Consider the following 13,121-nt stretch of genomic DNA (forward strand, 5'->3'; position numbering starts at 1 on the left):
CCGGCAAAACCCTCAGGCCGCCTCGTCGCTCATCGGCGCGGGGTCGCCGGTCGGCGCGGGCATCGACAGTACGGCCTCGCCGCCGGCCACGTGGAGGACGAGGTCGGCCAGCGCGGTCAGGCGCCGGTCGTGGGTGATGAGGAACGTCGTACGGCCGGCGGTGAGGCGGCGCAGGGGGGCCATGACGCGGGCCGTCGCCGCGTCGTCGAGGCCGGTGGTGGGTTCGTCGAGGACGAGCACGGGCGCGGTGCGCAGCATGGCGCGGGCGAGGGCGATCCTGCGGCGCTGGCCGCCCGAGAGACGGTGGCCGTGCCGGCCGGCCGGGGTGTCGTAGCCCTCGGGCAGCGCGGTGACGAATCCGTGCGCGTCGGCCGCGACGGCGGCTGCGAGCACGTCGCTGTCGGCGGCGTCGGGACGGCCGTAGACGATGTTCGCGCGGATCGTGTCGTCGAAGAGCATGCTGTCCTGCGGGAGCAGGGTGATGTGGCGGCGCAGTTCGTCCACCGGGAGTTCGGCGATGTTCCGGCCGTCGAGCAGGATCCGGCCTCGGGTGGGTTCGTGGAAGCGCAGGAGGAGTTGGCCGAGGGTGGACTTCCCGGCGCCGCTGGGTCCGGTGACGGCGACCAGCAGACCCGGGGCGATGTCGAGCCGGACGTGGCGGAGTACGGGGTTCGCGGTACCGGGGTAGGAGAAGTCGACGTCCTGGAAGGTGACGGCGCCGCGCACGGGTTCGGGGAGGGGCGGGGTGCCGGGGCCGGTGACCGTGTCGGGGGTGGGAGCGGTGCGCAGGATCTCGGTCAGTCGCTCGCAGGCGGCCGTCGCGGTGGAGGCGCCGACGGCGAGTTCGCCGAGTTCCTGCAGACGCGGGTGGAAATGGCTGAGGAAGGCGGCGAAGGAGAGCAGGCCGCCCACGCTGAGGTGGTGCTCGGAGATCTGCCACGCCCCGGCGCCGATCACCGCCAACACGCTGAGCGTTTCGAGGAGTTCACCGAACGGGCCGTACCACGACGACAGCCTGGTCTGGCGCAGTCCGGCCCGCATCCAGGCGCGTCCCTCGCGGTGCACCTTGGCGCTCTCCGTCCGCTGGCGGCCGTACGCCTGCACCAGGGGCATGTTGGTGAGGGTCTCCTCCAGGAGGGAGGCGAGCCGTCCGGTGCTGTCGCGTTCCGCGCGGCCGGCGGTGCGCATCAGGGTGCCGAAGACCCGGGCGCCGGCCCAGATCACGGGGGCCGCGGCGAGTGTGATGAGGGCCAGTTGCCAGCTGGTCCGGAAGGCGGCGACGGCGAAGACGAGGGCGCCCGCCGCGGAGGTGATCAGGTCCACGGGGGCGGAGGCGACCAGTGTCTCCACGATCTCGACGTCCCCGGTGAGGCGGGTGACCAGGTCGCCGGTGCCGTAGCGGTCGAGGGTGCCGGGCGGAAGGTGCTGAAGGTGCTGGAAGACGTGGTCGCGCAGGCCCAGGAGGAAGTGCTCGCTGGTCCAGCCGGACAGGTAGCTGCCCGCGGCGGAGGCCACGGCGCCCGCCGCGGCCAGGCCGAGCCACAGGGTGGCCGGGGTCCAGAAGGCGGCGAGGTCGCCGGGGGCGAGGACGTCGTCGGTGAGGTGGCCCGCGACACCGATCGCGACGGCGTCCGCGGCGGCCGAGACGACGAGGAGCGCGGCCGAGGCGAGGACGGCGGCGCGGTTGCCGCGGACCAGGGGCCAGAAGGTGCGGAAGGCGGCGAGGGGAGACATGCGGGCATGGCGCATGCGGGAGGGTCCGCGCTCCCCCGGGGCGGTCCGCTTCCCGAGCGTGCCGGGGTCCGCGCCGGCGGTGCGGGCGGACCCCGGCACCGCTGTCACTTGCCGTGCTTCTTGTGCTTGCGGTGGTGCTTTCCGCCGTGGTGGTGCTTGTGGTGCGCTTCCTTGGCGCATTCCTTCTTCTTGGCCTTCTTGGCCAGGGTGATCTTCGCGAAGGACATGGCGTTTCCCTTTCTCGAAGTGGGCAACTGTGAATACGGGGAAGGGAGTTGCCGATTTCAAGAGGGGAGGTGAGGATTGAATGACGTTCCCTTACCGAATCCCTAACCGGTGGCCTCGCCGCCGATGAGCACCGCGCCGTGGAACTGGTCCGGCGGTACGGCCGACATCGTGTCGAGGGATGCGTCGGAGACGGGCAGCAGGTGGGCGTCGACCCATGTGTCCCCCGTCGCCGTACCGGCCCACGGGTCCTCGATGACGACGGCGCCGGGCACGGTGCCGTGGCAGAGCACCCAGTGCGGTACCTCGAAGCCCTGCATCCCGGCGAGCGAGATCAGCAGGAGCACCCGCTCCCGCCGCTCGACCGCGTTCCGGATCCCGGCCGAGGACAAGGGCTGTTGAACGATCGGCACGCCGACCCGTGCCGCGTCCGCGCGGGACATGCCCTGGAGGTGGGCACGCCACTCCTGCTCGGTCTCCGGGAAGTGGTCGAGCAGGACGGGCCGGTCCACGTCGAGGTGGACCGCCACGGAGGACGACGGCCACGCCCGGCGCACGGCGACGCCCAGTCCGACGGGTTCGCACGAGGGGAAGTTCGTCGCGTCCCGCCACAGCGTCAGCTCCGCCCGCCGGTCGAGCGACCGGGACGGCAGCAGGCCCGCGTGCGCCTGCGCGACCAGCGCGGTCACGGCACCGCAGGAGAAGTGCGTGGACTGCCGGTAGTACGGCGGCTCGGTCACCTCCGCGCCCGCGCTCAGCCAGCGCACGTAGCCGGACGCGGGCCCCGGCTCGTCCTGCGTGCCGCCCGCGAGCGGGGGACGCAGGGCGGTGAAACCGGCGGCGGCGGCATCCTCGGGACGTGCCGTCCAGCCTTCCCATTTGACCTGGGCGAGGCCCCGGTCGCGTGCGTGGTCCACGACGGCCGCGACGGCCGCAGGTACGTCTCCGACGGCGTCGACGATCTTCAGGTAGGCGGTGTGCGGGCGGGCCGTGACCAGCGCGGCACCGGTCCAGTCCGCGCTGTCGCCCGTGACCGCCACGATGCGGGCGCCGTGGCCCGAGCGGTCGACCGACTGCCAGCGCTCCAGCACCTCGTGGCGCCCGAGCCGCCGCAACGGGCCGGGCAGGGCACCGGGTTCGAACGGCACGACCGTGCGCTCGGCGGGCGCTTCCTGCTGGGACGACGGCATTCCGGTGCTCCTGGCGGATCGGTGCGAGGCCCGACGACGGGCGGCTGAGGGGCGGGGGGACGGCGGACGGGCTGGGTGCGCGCCCCCGTTGTCATGCTCGGGATCTCCGCAGCACCCAGATGAAGTACGGGCCGCCGACCAGGGCGATCATGAGGCCCGCCGGCACCTGGGCCGGTGCCACGACCGTGCGCCCGAGGGTGTCGGCCACACACACCAGGACGCCCCCGAGCAGCATCGCGACCGGGATCGAGCGCCCGTGCCGTGCGCCCACCAGCGACCGGGCGAGGTGCGGCGCGACCAGCCCGACGAAACCGACGACGCCGACGGCGACCACGCTGAGCGCGGCGAGGACGGCGGCGACGGCCAGGGCCGCGAAGCGGGTGCGCTCCACCCTGACACCGACGATGCGCGGGGTGTCCTCGTCCACGGCGAGCAGATCGAGTCTGCCGCGCATCGCGATCAGCACCGGGAGCGCGAGCACGAGGGCCACGGCCACGGGTACGACGTCGGGGAACTCGCGGCCGTACGTCGTACCGGAGAGCCAGGTGAAGAGCTGGGGTGTGTTGTACGGGTCGGCGCGCAGCAGGAGGAACGTGGTGACGGAGCTGATGCCGTACCCGCAGCCGATGCCGATCAGCACGAACCGGTCGGGCAGGAAGCCGCCGCGCCAGGACAGCAGGGTGATCAGCGCGAAGGTGGCGAGGCCCGCCGCGACGGCGACCGCGATGAGCACGGGCCGTCCGCCGGGCATGCCGGAGGTGACGACGGCCGCCGCGCCCAGTCCGGCGCCCGCCGTGATGCCGAGCACGCCCGGTTCGGCCAGCGGGTTGCGGACCGCGCCCTGCACGACGCATCCGGCCAGTCCGAGCGCCGCGCCGGCCAGCACCGCGGCGGTCACCCGGGGGACGCGGTCGTCCAGGGCCTGGCCGATCAGGTCCGGGGCGGCACCGCGCAGCCAGAGGCCGATGTCGCCGGTCCGCAGCCAGATGCTGCCCGCGAGTGCGCCCACGAGGACCGCGACGAGGAGCAGCGCGACCGCGCCGGCCACGACGAGGAGGAATCCCCGGCGCGAGCGTACGGCGACGCGTACGTGCGGCGGCTGCCGGAGTTCGCCGGTGTCGCGCAGGCGGAGCGCGAGGACCACGATCACGACGGAGCCGAGCAGCGCGGTCGGTACCCCGGTGGGGATGGAGGCCGCGCCGTTCGCCCCCTGGATCGCGCGCAGGGTCGCGTCCGCGAGGAGGATGAGCAGCGCGCCGAGCAGTCCGGCCGCCGGGACGAGCAGGAGATGCCGGCGCAGTGCCCGGGCCCGTCCGGCGATCAGACGGGCCAGGACGGGGGCGCCGAGGCCGACGAAGGAGATCGGGCCCGCGAGGGTGACCGCCGTGGCGGTCAGGACCACCGCGCAGATCACGGCGGTCACGCGGGTCGTCCGGATCGGTACGCCGAGGGTGGCCGCGGTGTCGTCGCCGAGGTTCATCACGTCGAGCCGCCGGGACAGGGCCAGCGCGACGCACAGCACCACGGCCATGACGGGGAAGGCGCGCAGCGACGCGTCGATGTTCATCTGCGCGAGGGAACCGCTCCCCCAGGCGAAGAGGCCGACCGTGTTCTGCTTGAACAGGATGAGGAGCATCCCGCTGACCGCGTCCAGTGCCATCGCCATCGCCGATCCGGCGAGGATGAGACGGGTGCCCGCGGTGCCGGCGGCCCGTCCCGCGAGGAGCAGCACGAGACCCGCCGCGACGAGGCCGCCCGCGAAGGCGACGGCGCCCGACGCCCACAGCGGGACGGAGATGCCGAAGGCCGCGACGAGCGTGAGCGTGACGTAGGACCCGGAGGTGACCGCGAGGGTGTCGGGCGAGGCGAGCGCGTTGTGCGTGACGGACTGGAGCAGTGTGCCGGCCGAGCCGAGGGCGAAGCCCACGGCCACGCCCGCGAGCAGGCGCGGGAGGCGCGAGCCGGTGAGGATCTCACCGACCGGCGCCCCGCCACTGGTCTGCCGTTCCCCGGTGACGTAGCGCACCAGGTCGCCGACGCCGACGCCCGACGTCCCCTGCGTCAGGTGCCACATGCCCACCAGGACGGTCAGGAGGAGCAGCGCGGCGAGGACGGCCGCCCCGGTGAGGCCGCCGCCGCGCGGCGACGCTTCGCCCGGCGGCGCCTCCACCGGCTCCCGTGTCACCGGTTCCCGTGTCGTCGTGCTCACTTGTCGAGTACGTCGACGTACGCGTCGATGGCCTGCTCGCAGGAGAGCGGGCCGCCCGCGCCCCACACCCCGGCCGGGAACGCGTGCGCGCGTCCCTCCTTCACGGCGGGCATGCTCTTCCAGAGCGGGTTCTTCCTCAGGGCGGCGACGTACCCGTCGGCGCTCTCGTCGGCGGAGTAGAAGAGGTTGGCGTCGCCCACCGAGGTGAGTCCCTCGACGTCGGTCTGCGCGAGGCCGTAGGAGGGGTCGACACCGCCGTCGCCGTGGGCCTTGTTGATGTTGTCGGTCCAGGCGGGGGTCATGCCGAGTTCCTCACCTATCTGGGTGAAGAGGGCGCCCTTGCTGTAGGGGCGGACGACGAGGTTGCCGCTCTCCAGCCAGCCGTCGAAGAACAGGAACTTCTTCGTCGGCAGGTCGGCGTCGGCGACCTTCTGCTCGGCCGTCGCGAGGTGCTCGTCGAACTGCTTGAGCACCTGGTCGGCGCGCTCGGTGCGACCGGTCGCCTTGGCGATCATGCTGAACACGTTCTTCATGTTCCCGAGCGGGTCCTTGGGGTCGGCGCCCTTCGTGGCCATCACGGGAACGCCCCGCTTCGCCAGCTTCACGAGGGTCTCGTCGTTCGCCTTGAACGCCTCGACGACGATGAGGTCGGGCTTCGTGGCGTAGAGGCTGTCGAGGTCGGGCTCCCCGCGGGTACCGATGTCGGTCACGCCGCTGGGCAGCTTCTCGGCGCTGACGTAGGTGCCGTATCCCTTCTTGTCGGAGACGGCGGTGGGGGTGACGCACAGCGTCAGCGCGTCCTCGACCTGCTGCCACTCCAGGACGGCGATGCGCTTCGCGGGCTTGGCGAGCGTCACCTTCCGGCCGACGCCGTCGGTGAAGGAGACGGGCTTCGTGGAGGTGGTCGTGGTGTCGTCGGCACAGCTCTTCGACGCGGGCGAGGCACTGGCGCTGGTGCCCGCCTCGACCTTGTCGACGTCGGTCGTGCCGCAGGCCGATACCGAGAGGACGAAGAGCCCCACGGAGGCCGAAGCCGCCAGACGGTGGGCACGGTTCATGAACAAGCCTCTTTCCTGATGTCCCGCGGTGTCCCTGCGGGTGTTCCTACGAGTGGGCGCGGCGGCGGAGACGCCGGTTCAGACGGGGTGCCGGCCGATCGGGTCGATGCGGAGCCGGCCGGTGCGCGGGTCGACGCCGACCTCGACACCGATGTCGTAGACCTCACGGATGTGCTCGGCGGTGAGCACCTCGGCGGGTGTGCCCGTCGCGTGCACGCGGCCCGCGTGCATGAGGACGAGCGTGTCCGCGACGCGGGACGCCTGGTCGAGGTCGTGGAGCACGATCCCGACCGCGATGCCGTGGTCCTCGACGAGATCGCGCACCAGGTCGAGCGTCTCGACCTGGTAGCGCAGGTCCAGGTGGTTGGTCGGTTCGTCCAGCAGGACGACGCCGGTGTCCTGGGCGAGACAGGCGGCGAGCCAGACCCGCTGCATCTCGCCGCCGGACAGTTCTCCGACCGGCCGGTCGGCCATGTCCCGTACGCCGGTGACGCCCATGGCCCGGTCCACGGCGGCACGGTCCTCGGCGCTCGGCCCGGCGAAGCCGCGGCGGTACGGGTGGCGGCCGAACGCGACGACCTCCGTGACCGTCAGGCCCTGGGGCGCGGGCCGCGACTGGGAGAACAGCGTGACCTCGCGGGCGAACTGACGGGCGCTGAGCAGCGCCGCGTCGCGCACGCCCGGCCCGTCGGTGGCAACGCCGGGCCGGGCGTCGGCTCCGTCACCGGTCGCGCGTCCGAGGGTGATCCGGCCGTCGTCGATCCTGTGCAGCCTGGAGAGCGCGCGCAGGAGCGTGGACTTACCGCTGCCGTTCGGCCCCACCAGGGCGGTCGCGCGGCCGGGTTCCAGGGCGATGGAGACGCCGTGGACGACCGTCGTGCCGGCGTACCGCAGCACGAGGTCGTGCCCGTCGAGGGCGGCGACCGGCGTGGCGGGGTCGGCGGCGGCGCGGCCGGCGGGCCGGAAGAGGCTGGTGAACATCGATGGATCCGGACGGTCGGAGGAGCAAGGACTACGGCACCCTCGACCGGCGGGCACGACAAGCACCGCCCGCCGTCCGCATTCGAACTAAGGGTTACCTAACTCCGCGCAGCTTATGTTTTGCCCGCCCTGTCGACAATCAGGAGTTGTGGACAGGCGATACGGGATTCCGGACACTCCCGGGGACGGAGTCGCCCGTGCCGAAGAACGCGCCCGGTGTGGTGCCCATGACCCGCCGGAAGGCGACGATGAAGGAACTGGGCTGTGCGTAGCCGAGCGTCTCGGCGACCGTCATCACGTCGAAGCCCTCGGACAGCAGCACCAGCGCCCGGTGGACCCGCAGCATCTGCCGCCACTGCGCGAAGGACAGGCCCGTCGCGGTGCGGAACGCGCGGGTGACGGTGCGCTCGCTCATGCCGAGCCAGCGCGCCCACTCCTCCAGTGAACGGGTGTCCGCGGGATCGTCGAGCAGCGCCTCGGCGATGGCGTCGATACGGGCGTCGCCGGGCAGGTGCAGGGCGAACTGCCGCTCCGCGGGCCGGATCACGTCGAACACGACCGACTCCGCCCGCGTCCTGGCCGCCGCGTCGAGATCCGTGCGGTACAGGTGGGTCAGCAACGACTCCAGCAACGGTGTGATCGCGATGGCCGTCGGTTCACCGGACGCGAACGCGAACGACGTCGGCTCGGGGGCGAAGAAGGCGTGATGGAACTCCGCGCCCGCCGTGGCCCGCCCGCCGTGCACCACTCCGGCGGGCATCCACAGCCCCTGCCCCGTGAACACGGTGAAGACCCGGTCCTCCACCCGGGAGGTCAGCGTCCCGCCACGCACCCAGACCAGTTCGTGCAGGGCATGCGCGTGCGGCGCCCACTCGGTGGGGACGGGGGGTACGTGGAACCCGGCCGCGATGGCGAACGGCTCCACCGTCACCTCCGGGAAGGCGTCGGACTGGTGCACCACGGTGCCCGCCTCGCGCCGCCACGTCCCGACGCTCGCTTCACCACGGGACGACCGGACCATGGGGGCGAGTCTATCGAGCCTCCGCCAGGCGCAGACGCGGCGCCGGCGGCAGGGGCGCGGGCGGTCCCGACTCCGGCGTGGAGCGGAACGCCTGGATCACGTAGGCGGCGTAGCGGCGGGAGGCGGTGAGGCGGGCGGCGCGGGGTGTGTGCTGAAGGCCCTGGTGGGCCGTGAGCATGAGGATCAGGTCGTCGACGACGAAGTCGGGGCGGAGGTGGCCGGTCCGCTGGGTGCGGCGGGCCAGTTCGGCGACCGCGTGCACGGTCCGGTCCCGGTCGGCGGCGAAGTCCATGGTCTCGGGGTAGGCCGTCATGAAGGCGTCGGCGAAACCCCGGCTGTGCGCGTGGAGTTCGCAGATGCGCTCGATCAGGCTCCGGAATCCGTGCCACGGGTCCGGGTCCGCGAGGGCGTCACGGACGGCGCCGTGGCAGGCCCGCCGCTGTGCGGCGAAGGTCTCGACGATCAGAGCGCGCTTGGTCGGGAAGTGCCGGTACAGCGTGGCGGGGCCCACGTCCGCCTGCCGGGCGACCTCGCGCATGGGCGCGCTCAGGCCCTCCTCGCCGAAGACCGCGCGGGCGGCGTCCAGGATGCGGGCCCGGTTGTCGCGGGCGTCGGAGCGCCCGGGGTGAGGCAATCGCTCGGTCATGGCGTCTCACTTTAGCCAACCGGACGGGGGCGTCCGTTACGGTCCGATCACGGCGGCACGGTCCCGTGTCCCGGTGTCCCGCCGGGGACGCCGTGCCGCGACCGGACGTGAGGAGCAGCGATGAAAGCCGTGGTGATCAGGCGGTTCGGAGACCCCGACGGTCTGGAGGTCGTCGACCTGCCCAGGCCCGAACCGGGTCCCGGGCAGGTGCGGATCGCCACGGAGGCGATCGGGGTGGGCGGCGTGGACGCCGTGATCCGCCGGGGCACGCTCGCCGCGTACGGCTTCCGGGAGGGCCATCTGCTGGGCAGTGAGGTGGCGGGCACCGTCGAGGCGGTGGGAGAGGGCGTGGACGCCTCGTGGACGGGGCGCCGGGTGTGGGCGTTCACCGGTCTGTCCGGCGGGTACGCCGAGGAGGCCGTCGCGTCGGTCGACGACATCCTTCCGCTGCCCGACGGCCTGACCGGCGCGGACGCGGTGGCGCTCGGCGGCTCCGGCGTGGTCGCCCACTTCGCCCTGGCCCGCGCGCACTTCGCGCCCGGCGAGACGGTGCTCGTCCGCGGCGCGGCGGGCAGCATCGGGATCACGGCGGTGCAGCTCGCGGCCCGGGGCGAGGCGGGCGCGGTGGCGGTCACCACCTCCTCGGCCGAACGCGGCGCGCGGCTGCGGGACTTGGGCGCGACCCATGTCCTGGACCGCTCCGGCGAGGACGGCACGGGCGGTACAGGTGGCACGGGCGGCTCGGGGGCGCCATCGGGCTTCGACGTGGTGATCGATGTCGTAGGAGGCCCTCAACTCCCCCTCTTCCTGGAGAAGTTGAACCCGAACGGACGGTACGTGGCGGTCGGCGTCGTCGGCGGACAGCCGCCGGCGGACTTCGGCATGCGGCTCATGGACGCCTTCCGCAGGTCGCTGTCGTTCGCCACCTTCAGCTCCGACACCGTGCCCGGCGCGGACCGGCAGGCCGTGCGATCGGCCCAGTTCAGCGCGGCCGCCCAGGGCAGCCTGCGCACGGTCGTGCACGAGGTGCTGCCGCTGGACGAGGCGGCGTCGGCCCACCGCGCGATGGACGCGGGCAGCGTGTTCGGCAGGATCGTCCTGACGCCCGACGGCCGGGTCGAGCGGCATCGCGCTGCCGCAGGCGGCTGACACCGCCGTCAGCCCGGACGACCGGATGACTGGATGGCCGGATGGCCGGATGACCGCAGGTCACATGGCCGGATCCGCAGTGGTCGCACCCGTCGCAACCCGCCGCAGATTTTGGCGCGTTCATGGCGAACAGGAGGGTGGGCCGACGCCTGATACTGCGGTCTGGACCTGCCGAACATGTCATCGGCATACGACAGCGGTGCGGCGGCGCCTGCCGTCGCGCCCTGAGACCTGAGGAGACTCCCGATGAGGGGTTTACGGATGACCGGACGTCTGAGATCGTCGGCGCGCGCACTCGTGGCCGCCGCGATCATGGTCGCCGGTCTCTCCAGCACAGCCGCCTACGCGTCGGAGGCGGCCCCGCTCAGCGCCGCCCCGCAGCTCGGCATCCAGTTCAACGCCGACGGTGACCCGGGCCAGTGCGGCGGCCAGACCGGGGAGCAGTGGGCCCCCTCGCCCGACTGGACACAGGCCATCCGCTTCGACACCGACGACCGCGGCGGCGGCTGCCAACTGGCGTTCGGCGTCTACGACCCCGACAGCACCCTCACCGGCTCCAGCATCAGCTACTCGCTCCAGCCCAGCGCCGGCGGCGACGCCGGTCAGTGCGGGAGCTACCAGGACACCTACGCGGCGCCGATCCTGCCGATCCCGGTGTTCGGACAGGCCGTCAGGCTCGACACCGACGGCCGCCCGGGCTGGTGCAACCTCACCTTCACCGTGACCGGCAGGATCGTCCTCGACGTCCAGTTCTACCCGGACGGCGACGCGGGCCAGTGCCCCGACGCCCTGCCCGCCGGTCAGTACCGGTCGGCCTTCGTCGGCACCCCGGTCACCGTCAAGATCGACGCCGACGGCCGCTCCGGCGGCTGCCAGTTCCTGCTGCGCCTACGGCACTTCTGAGCAACCCGGACCGCACACGATCCCCAGAAATGATCAGGGCCGCTTCCGGATACCTCCGGAAGCGGCCCTGATCGGCGACTTCGAAAAGTCGGGACGACAGGATTTGAACCTGCGACCCCTTGACCCCCAGTCAAGTGCGCTACCAAGCTGCGCCACGTCCCGCTCGCGCCGCACCCGGTCGGTCGGGTGAACGCGCAGGTGAACCCTACCGCATACGGCGGGTCACTTCGGCGGGGTCGGGGTGTCGTGGGTGCGGTACATCGCCTGGATGTCCAACTCCAGCTGGACGGTGGGGCCGACGACGGCGATGCCCCGGGCCAGCATGCTTCGCCAGTTCAACGTGTAGTCCTCGCGGTGGAGTTCGGCCGTGGCGAGGGCCGCGCAGCGGAGTTCCTCGGCGTAGCCGCCGTTGACCGTGCCGAGGTACGTGGTGTCCAGGTTCACCGAGCGGCTCACGCCGTGCATCGTCAGGGAACCCTGGAGGTTCCACTTGCTGCCGCCCCGGTAGGCGAACCGCGTGCTGGCGAAGTCGATGTACGGGTACCGCTCCACGTCGAGGAAGTCGCCCGAGCGCAGATGGTCGTCCCGCGTGGTGTTGCCGGTGGTGATGCTGGACGCGTCGATGCGGACCTGGACCCGGGACTCGGCGACGTCCTGGGCGATCTGGATGCCGCCCTGGAACCGCTCGAACCGGCCGTGCACATGGGCCATGCCGACATGCTTGGCGATGAAGCGGATCGCGGTGTGCGGCGGGTCGAAGAGCCAGGTGCCGGGCGGCGGGAGTTCCTGGGCGCGGGCGGGCTGGAGCCAGACGCGTTCCACGGGTTCGGCGGTCCCGGCGACGACCTCGACCGTCTCCTGGTGCGGCTGGAGTCCCTGGGCGGAGACGAGGAGGCTGTAGCGGCCGGGCGGCAGGGCCGCGAGGAAGAAGCCGTACGGGTCGGTCGTACCGGAGGCGGCGACGCGGTGCGAGTCCAGGGCCGTCACCGTCACGTCGGCGGCGGCCATGGGCGCGCCCGTCGGGTCGACGATCTCCCGGCCGAGGCCGCCCGCGCCGGGCGGGAGGGGGAGCGAGAGGCCCGCGGCCGGGGCGGTGGCGGCCTGGCGCCGGCGCCTGAGCAGTGCGAGGGCCATGGTGATCACCTTTCTTCACAGCAGTCGTACTCTGCTGATCCTGAAGGCTTCGCACGCGCAACGGGTGTCTCAAATCGAGACACCCGTTACGCCCGTTACGCGCCGCGTGACGTCTCGTAGCGGCGGACGATCGGCTCCAGGTAGTCGGCGTGCGGGCCCGCCAGGAGCGGGAGTTGGGCGGTCGAGTCGACCAGGGCCATGTCGTCGAGCTCCGGTTCGCGCCCGTGGGCCCGCTCGTCCGCCGTCATCGCCCCGAACCGCTCGCGCAGCCGTGCCTCCGGGAGGGACGGGGCGCGGAAGAGGACGCCGATGCTGCCGTTCCTGGTGCGGGTGACGTTCCAGAGGGTGAGGTCGCCGGGCGGGGTGTCGATGCCCGTCTCCTCGATCAACTCCCGTGCCGCGTGGCGGTACAGGGCGTTCATGTCGAGCGGCGCGTCGCCCTCGGGAGGTTCGAGGGAGCCGCCCGGCAGCTGCCAACGGCCCGGTGCCGCGGTGGCCTTGGACATCCGGCCCACCAACAGGCGTCCGTCGTCGGCCGGTTGGAGGACGGAGACGAAGAACGACGGCAGCCACGAGGTCGAGAACGGGACGCGGCGCAGGGCGAAGTGCCGGTAGGTCGTCCTGACCCAGGAGACGGTGACTCCGTCCGGCCCGTCCGGCCGTGCGCCCGCGCACACCAGGACCGGGCCGTCGAAGAAGTTCGGGTTGGCCCGTACCTTCGCCTCCCACAGCCGGTCCATCGACCGCCGCTCCTCGGGGGTGAGCCGGGGAGCGGCGGTCTCGACGAGCCGGAGCCGGTGGACGTCCAGGAGTTCGGCGCGGGAGCCCCGCGCGCTCTCTTCGATCATCGGTTCATGCTGGCACACCGGCC

At 72.6% G+C, this 13,121-nt stretch carries 12 protein-coding genes and 1 tRNA gene; 2 read left to right on the plus strand and 11 right to left on the minus strand.

Going from position 1 to position 13,121, the window contains the following annotated elements; genetic code table 11:
* Positions 1-12: 12 nt before the first annotated feature.
* From ACIPTO_RS00090 to ACIPTO_RS00125, 8 genes are all read right to left on the minus strand, one after another.
* Positions 13-1,842: an ABC transporter ATP-binding protein gene (locus tag ACIPTO_RS00090; protein ID WP_401187964.1), complete on the minus strand. Its 1,830-nt coding sequence runs from the start codon at positions 1,840-1,842 to the stop codon at positions 13-15.
* A complete protein-coding gene (locus tag ACIPTO_RS00095) occupies positions 1,839-1,961 on the minus strand; it encodes a hypothetical protein (RefSeq protein ID WP_366322673.1) in 123 nt (40 codons plus the stop codon). The genes ACIPTO_RS00090 and ACIPTO_RS00095 overlap by 4 nt, the downstream gene beginning before the upstream one ends.
* Before the next feature lie 102 nt (positions 1,962-2,063).
* Positions 2,064-3,149 (minus strand): peptidase C39 family protein, encoded by a 1,086-nt coding sequence (locus tag ACIPTO_RS00100; protein ID WP_401187966.1) that lies wholly within the window; start codon positions 3,147-3,149, stop codon positions 2,064-2,066.
* A 91-nt stretch (positions 3,150-3,240) separates the two neighbouring features.
* On the minus strand, positions 3,241-5,319 hold the full coding sequence (locus ACIPTO_RS00105; RefSeq protein WP_401189640.1) for an iron ABC transporter permease: 2,079 nt from the start codon (positions 5,317-5,319) through the stop codon (positions 3,241-3,243).
* A 35-nt stretch (positions 5,320-5,354) separates the two neighbouring features.
* Positions 5,355-6,416: an iron-siderophore ABC transporter substrate-binding protein gene (locus ACIPTO_RS00110; RefSeq protein ID WP_366322669.1), complete on the minus strand. Its 1,062-nt coding sequence runs from the start codon at positions 6,414-6,416 to the stop codon at positions 5,355-5,357.
* A 78-nt stretch (positions 6,417-6,494) separates the two neighbouring features.
* On the minus strand, positions 6,495-7,397 hold the full coding sequence (locus ACIPTO_RS00115) for an ABC transporter ATP-binding protein (protein WP_401187969.1): 903 nt from the start codon (positions 7,395-7,397) through the stop codon (positions 6,495-6,497).
* A 139-nt stretch (positions 7,398-7,536) separates the two neighbouring features.
* Positions 7,537-8,418: an AraC family transcriptional regulator gene (locus ACIPTO_RS00120; RefSeq protein WP_366322665.1), complete on the minus strand. Its 882-nt coding sequence runs from the start codon at positions 8,416-8,418 to the stop codon at positions 7,537-7,539.
* A 10-nt stretch (positions 8,419-8,428) separates the two neighbouring features.
* A complete protein-coding gene (locus ACIPTO_RS00125) occupies positions 8,429-9,064 on the minus strand; it encodes a TetR/AcrR family transcriptional regulator (protein ID WP_401187972.1) in 636 nt (211 codons plus the stop codon).
* Between the two features lie 120 nt (positions 9,065-9,184).
* On the opposite strand from ACIPTO_RS00125, the gene ACIPTO_RS00130 reads away from it, so the two are divergent.
* Together ACIPTO_RS00130 and ACIPTO_RS00135 are read left to right on the plus strand one after the other, a co-directional pair.
* Positions 9,185-10,213: a zinc-dependent alcohol dehydrogenase family protein gene (locus ACIPTO_RS00130; RefSeq protein ID WP_401187975.1), complete on the plus strand. Its 1,029-nt coding sequence runs from the start codon at positions 9,185-9,187 to the stop codon at positions 10,211-10,213.
* A 261-nt stretch (positions 10,214-10,474) separates the two neighbouring features.
* Entirely contained in the window at positions 10,475-11,116 is a 642-nt protein-coding gene (locus ACIPTO_RS00135) for a hypothetical protein (protein WP_366322660.1), read from the plus strand.
* 88 nt (positions 11,117-11,204) lie between these two features.
* On the opposite strand, the gene ACIPTO_RS00140 is transcribed toward ACIPTO_RS00135, so the two are convergent.
* The 3 genes from ACIPTO_RS00140 to ACIPTO_RS00150 all read right to left on the minus strand — a co-directional run bounded on the left by ACIPTO_RS00140 (position 11,205) and on the right by ACIPTO_RS00150 (position 13,098).
* A tRNA-Pro gene (locus ACIPTO_RS00140) sits at positions 11,205-11,278 on the minus strand.
* 60 nt (positions 11,279-11,338) lie between these two features.
* A complete protein-coding gene (locus tag ACIPTO_RS00145) occupies positions 11,339-12,250 on the minus strand; it encodes a YceI family protein (protein WP_401187978.1) in 912 nt (303 codons plus the stop codon).
* A gap of 95 nt (positions 12,251-12,345) precedes the next feature.
* The gene (locus ACIPTO_RS00150; RefSeq protein ID WP_366322656.1) at positions 12,346-13,098 is read right to left on the minus strand and encodes an NUDIX domain-containing protein; all 753 of its coding nucleotides are present in this window, start codon (positions 13,096-13,098) and stop codon (positions 12,346-12,348) included.
* Positions 13,099-13,121: the final 23 nt, after the last annotated feature.

Origin of the sequence: Streptomyces sp. NPDC090083, from assembly GCF_044747445.1 — a bacterium.
GTDB lineage: Bacteria > Actinomycetota > Actinomycetes > Streptomycetales > Streptomycetaceae > Streptomyces.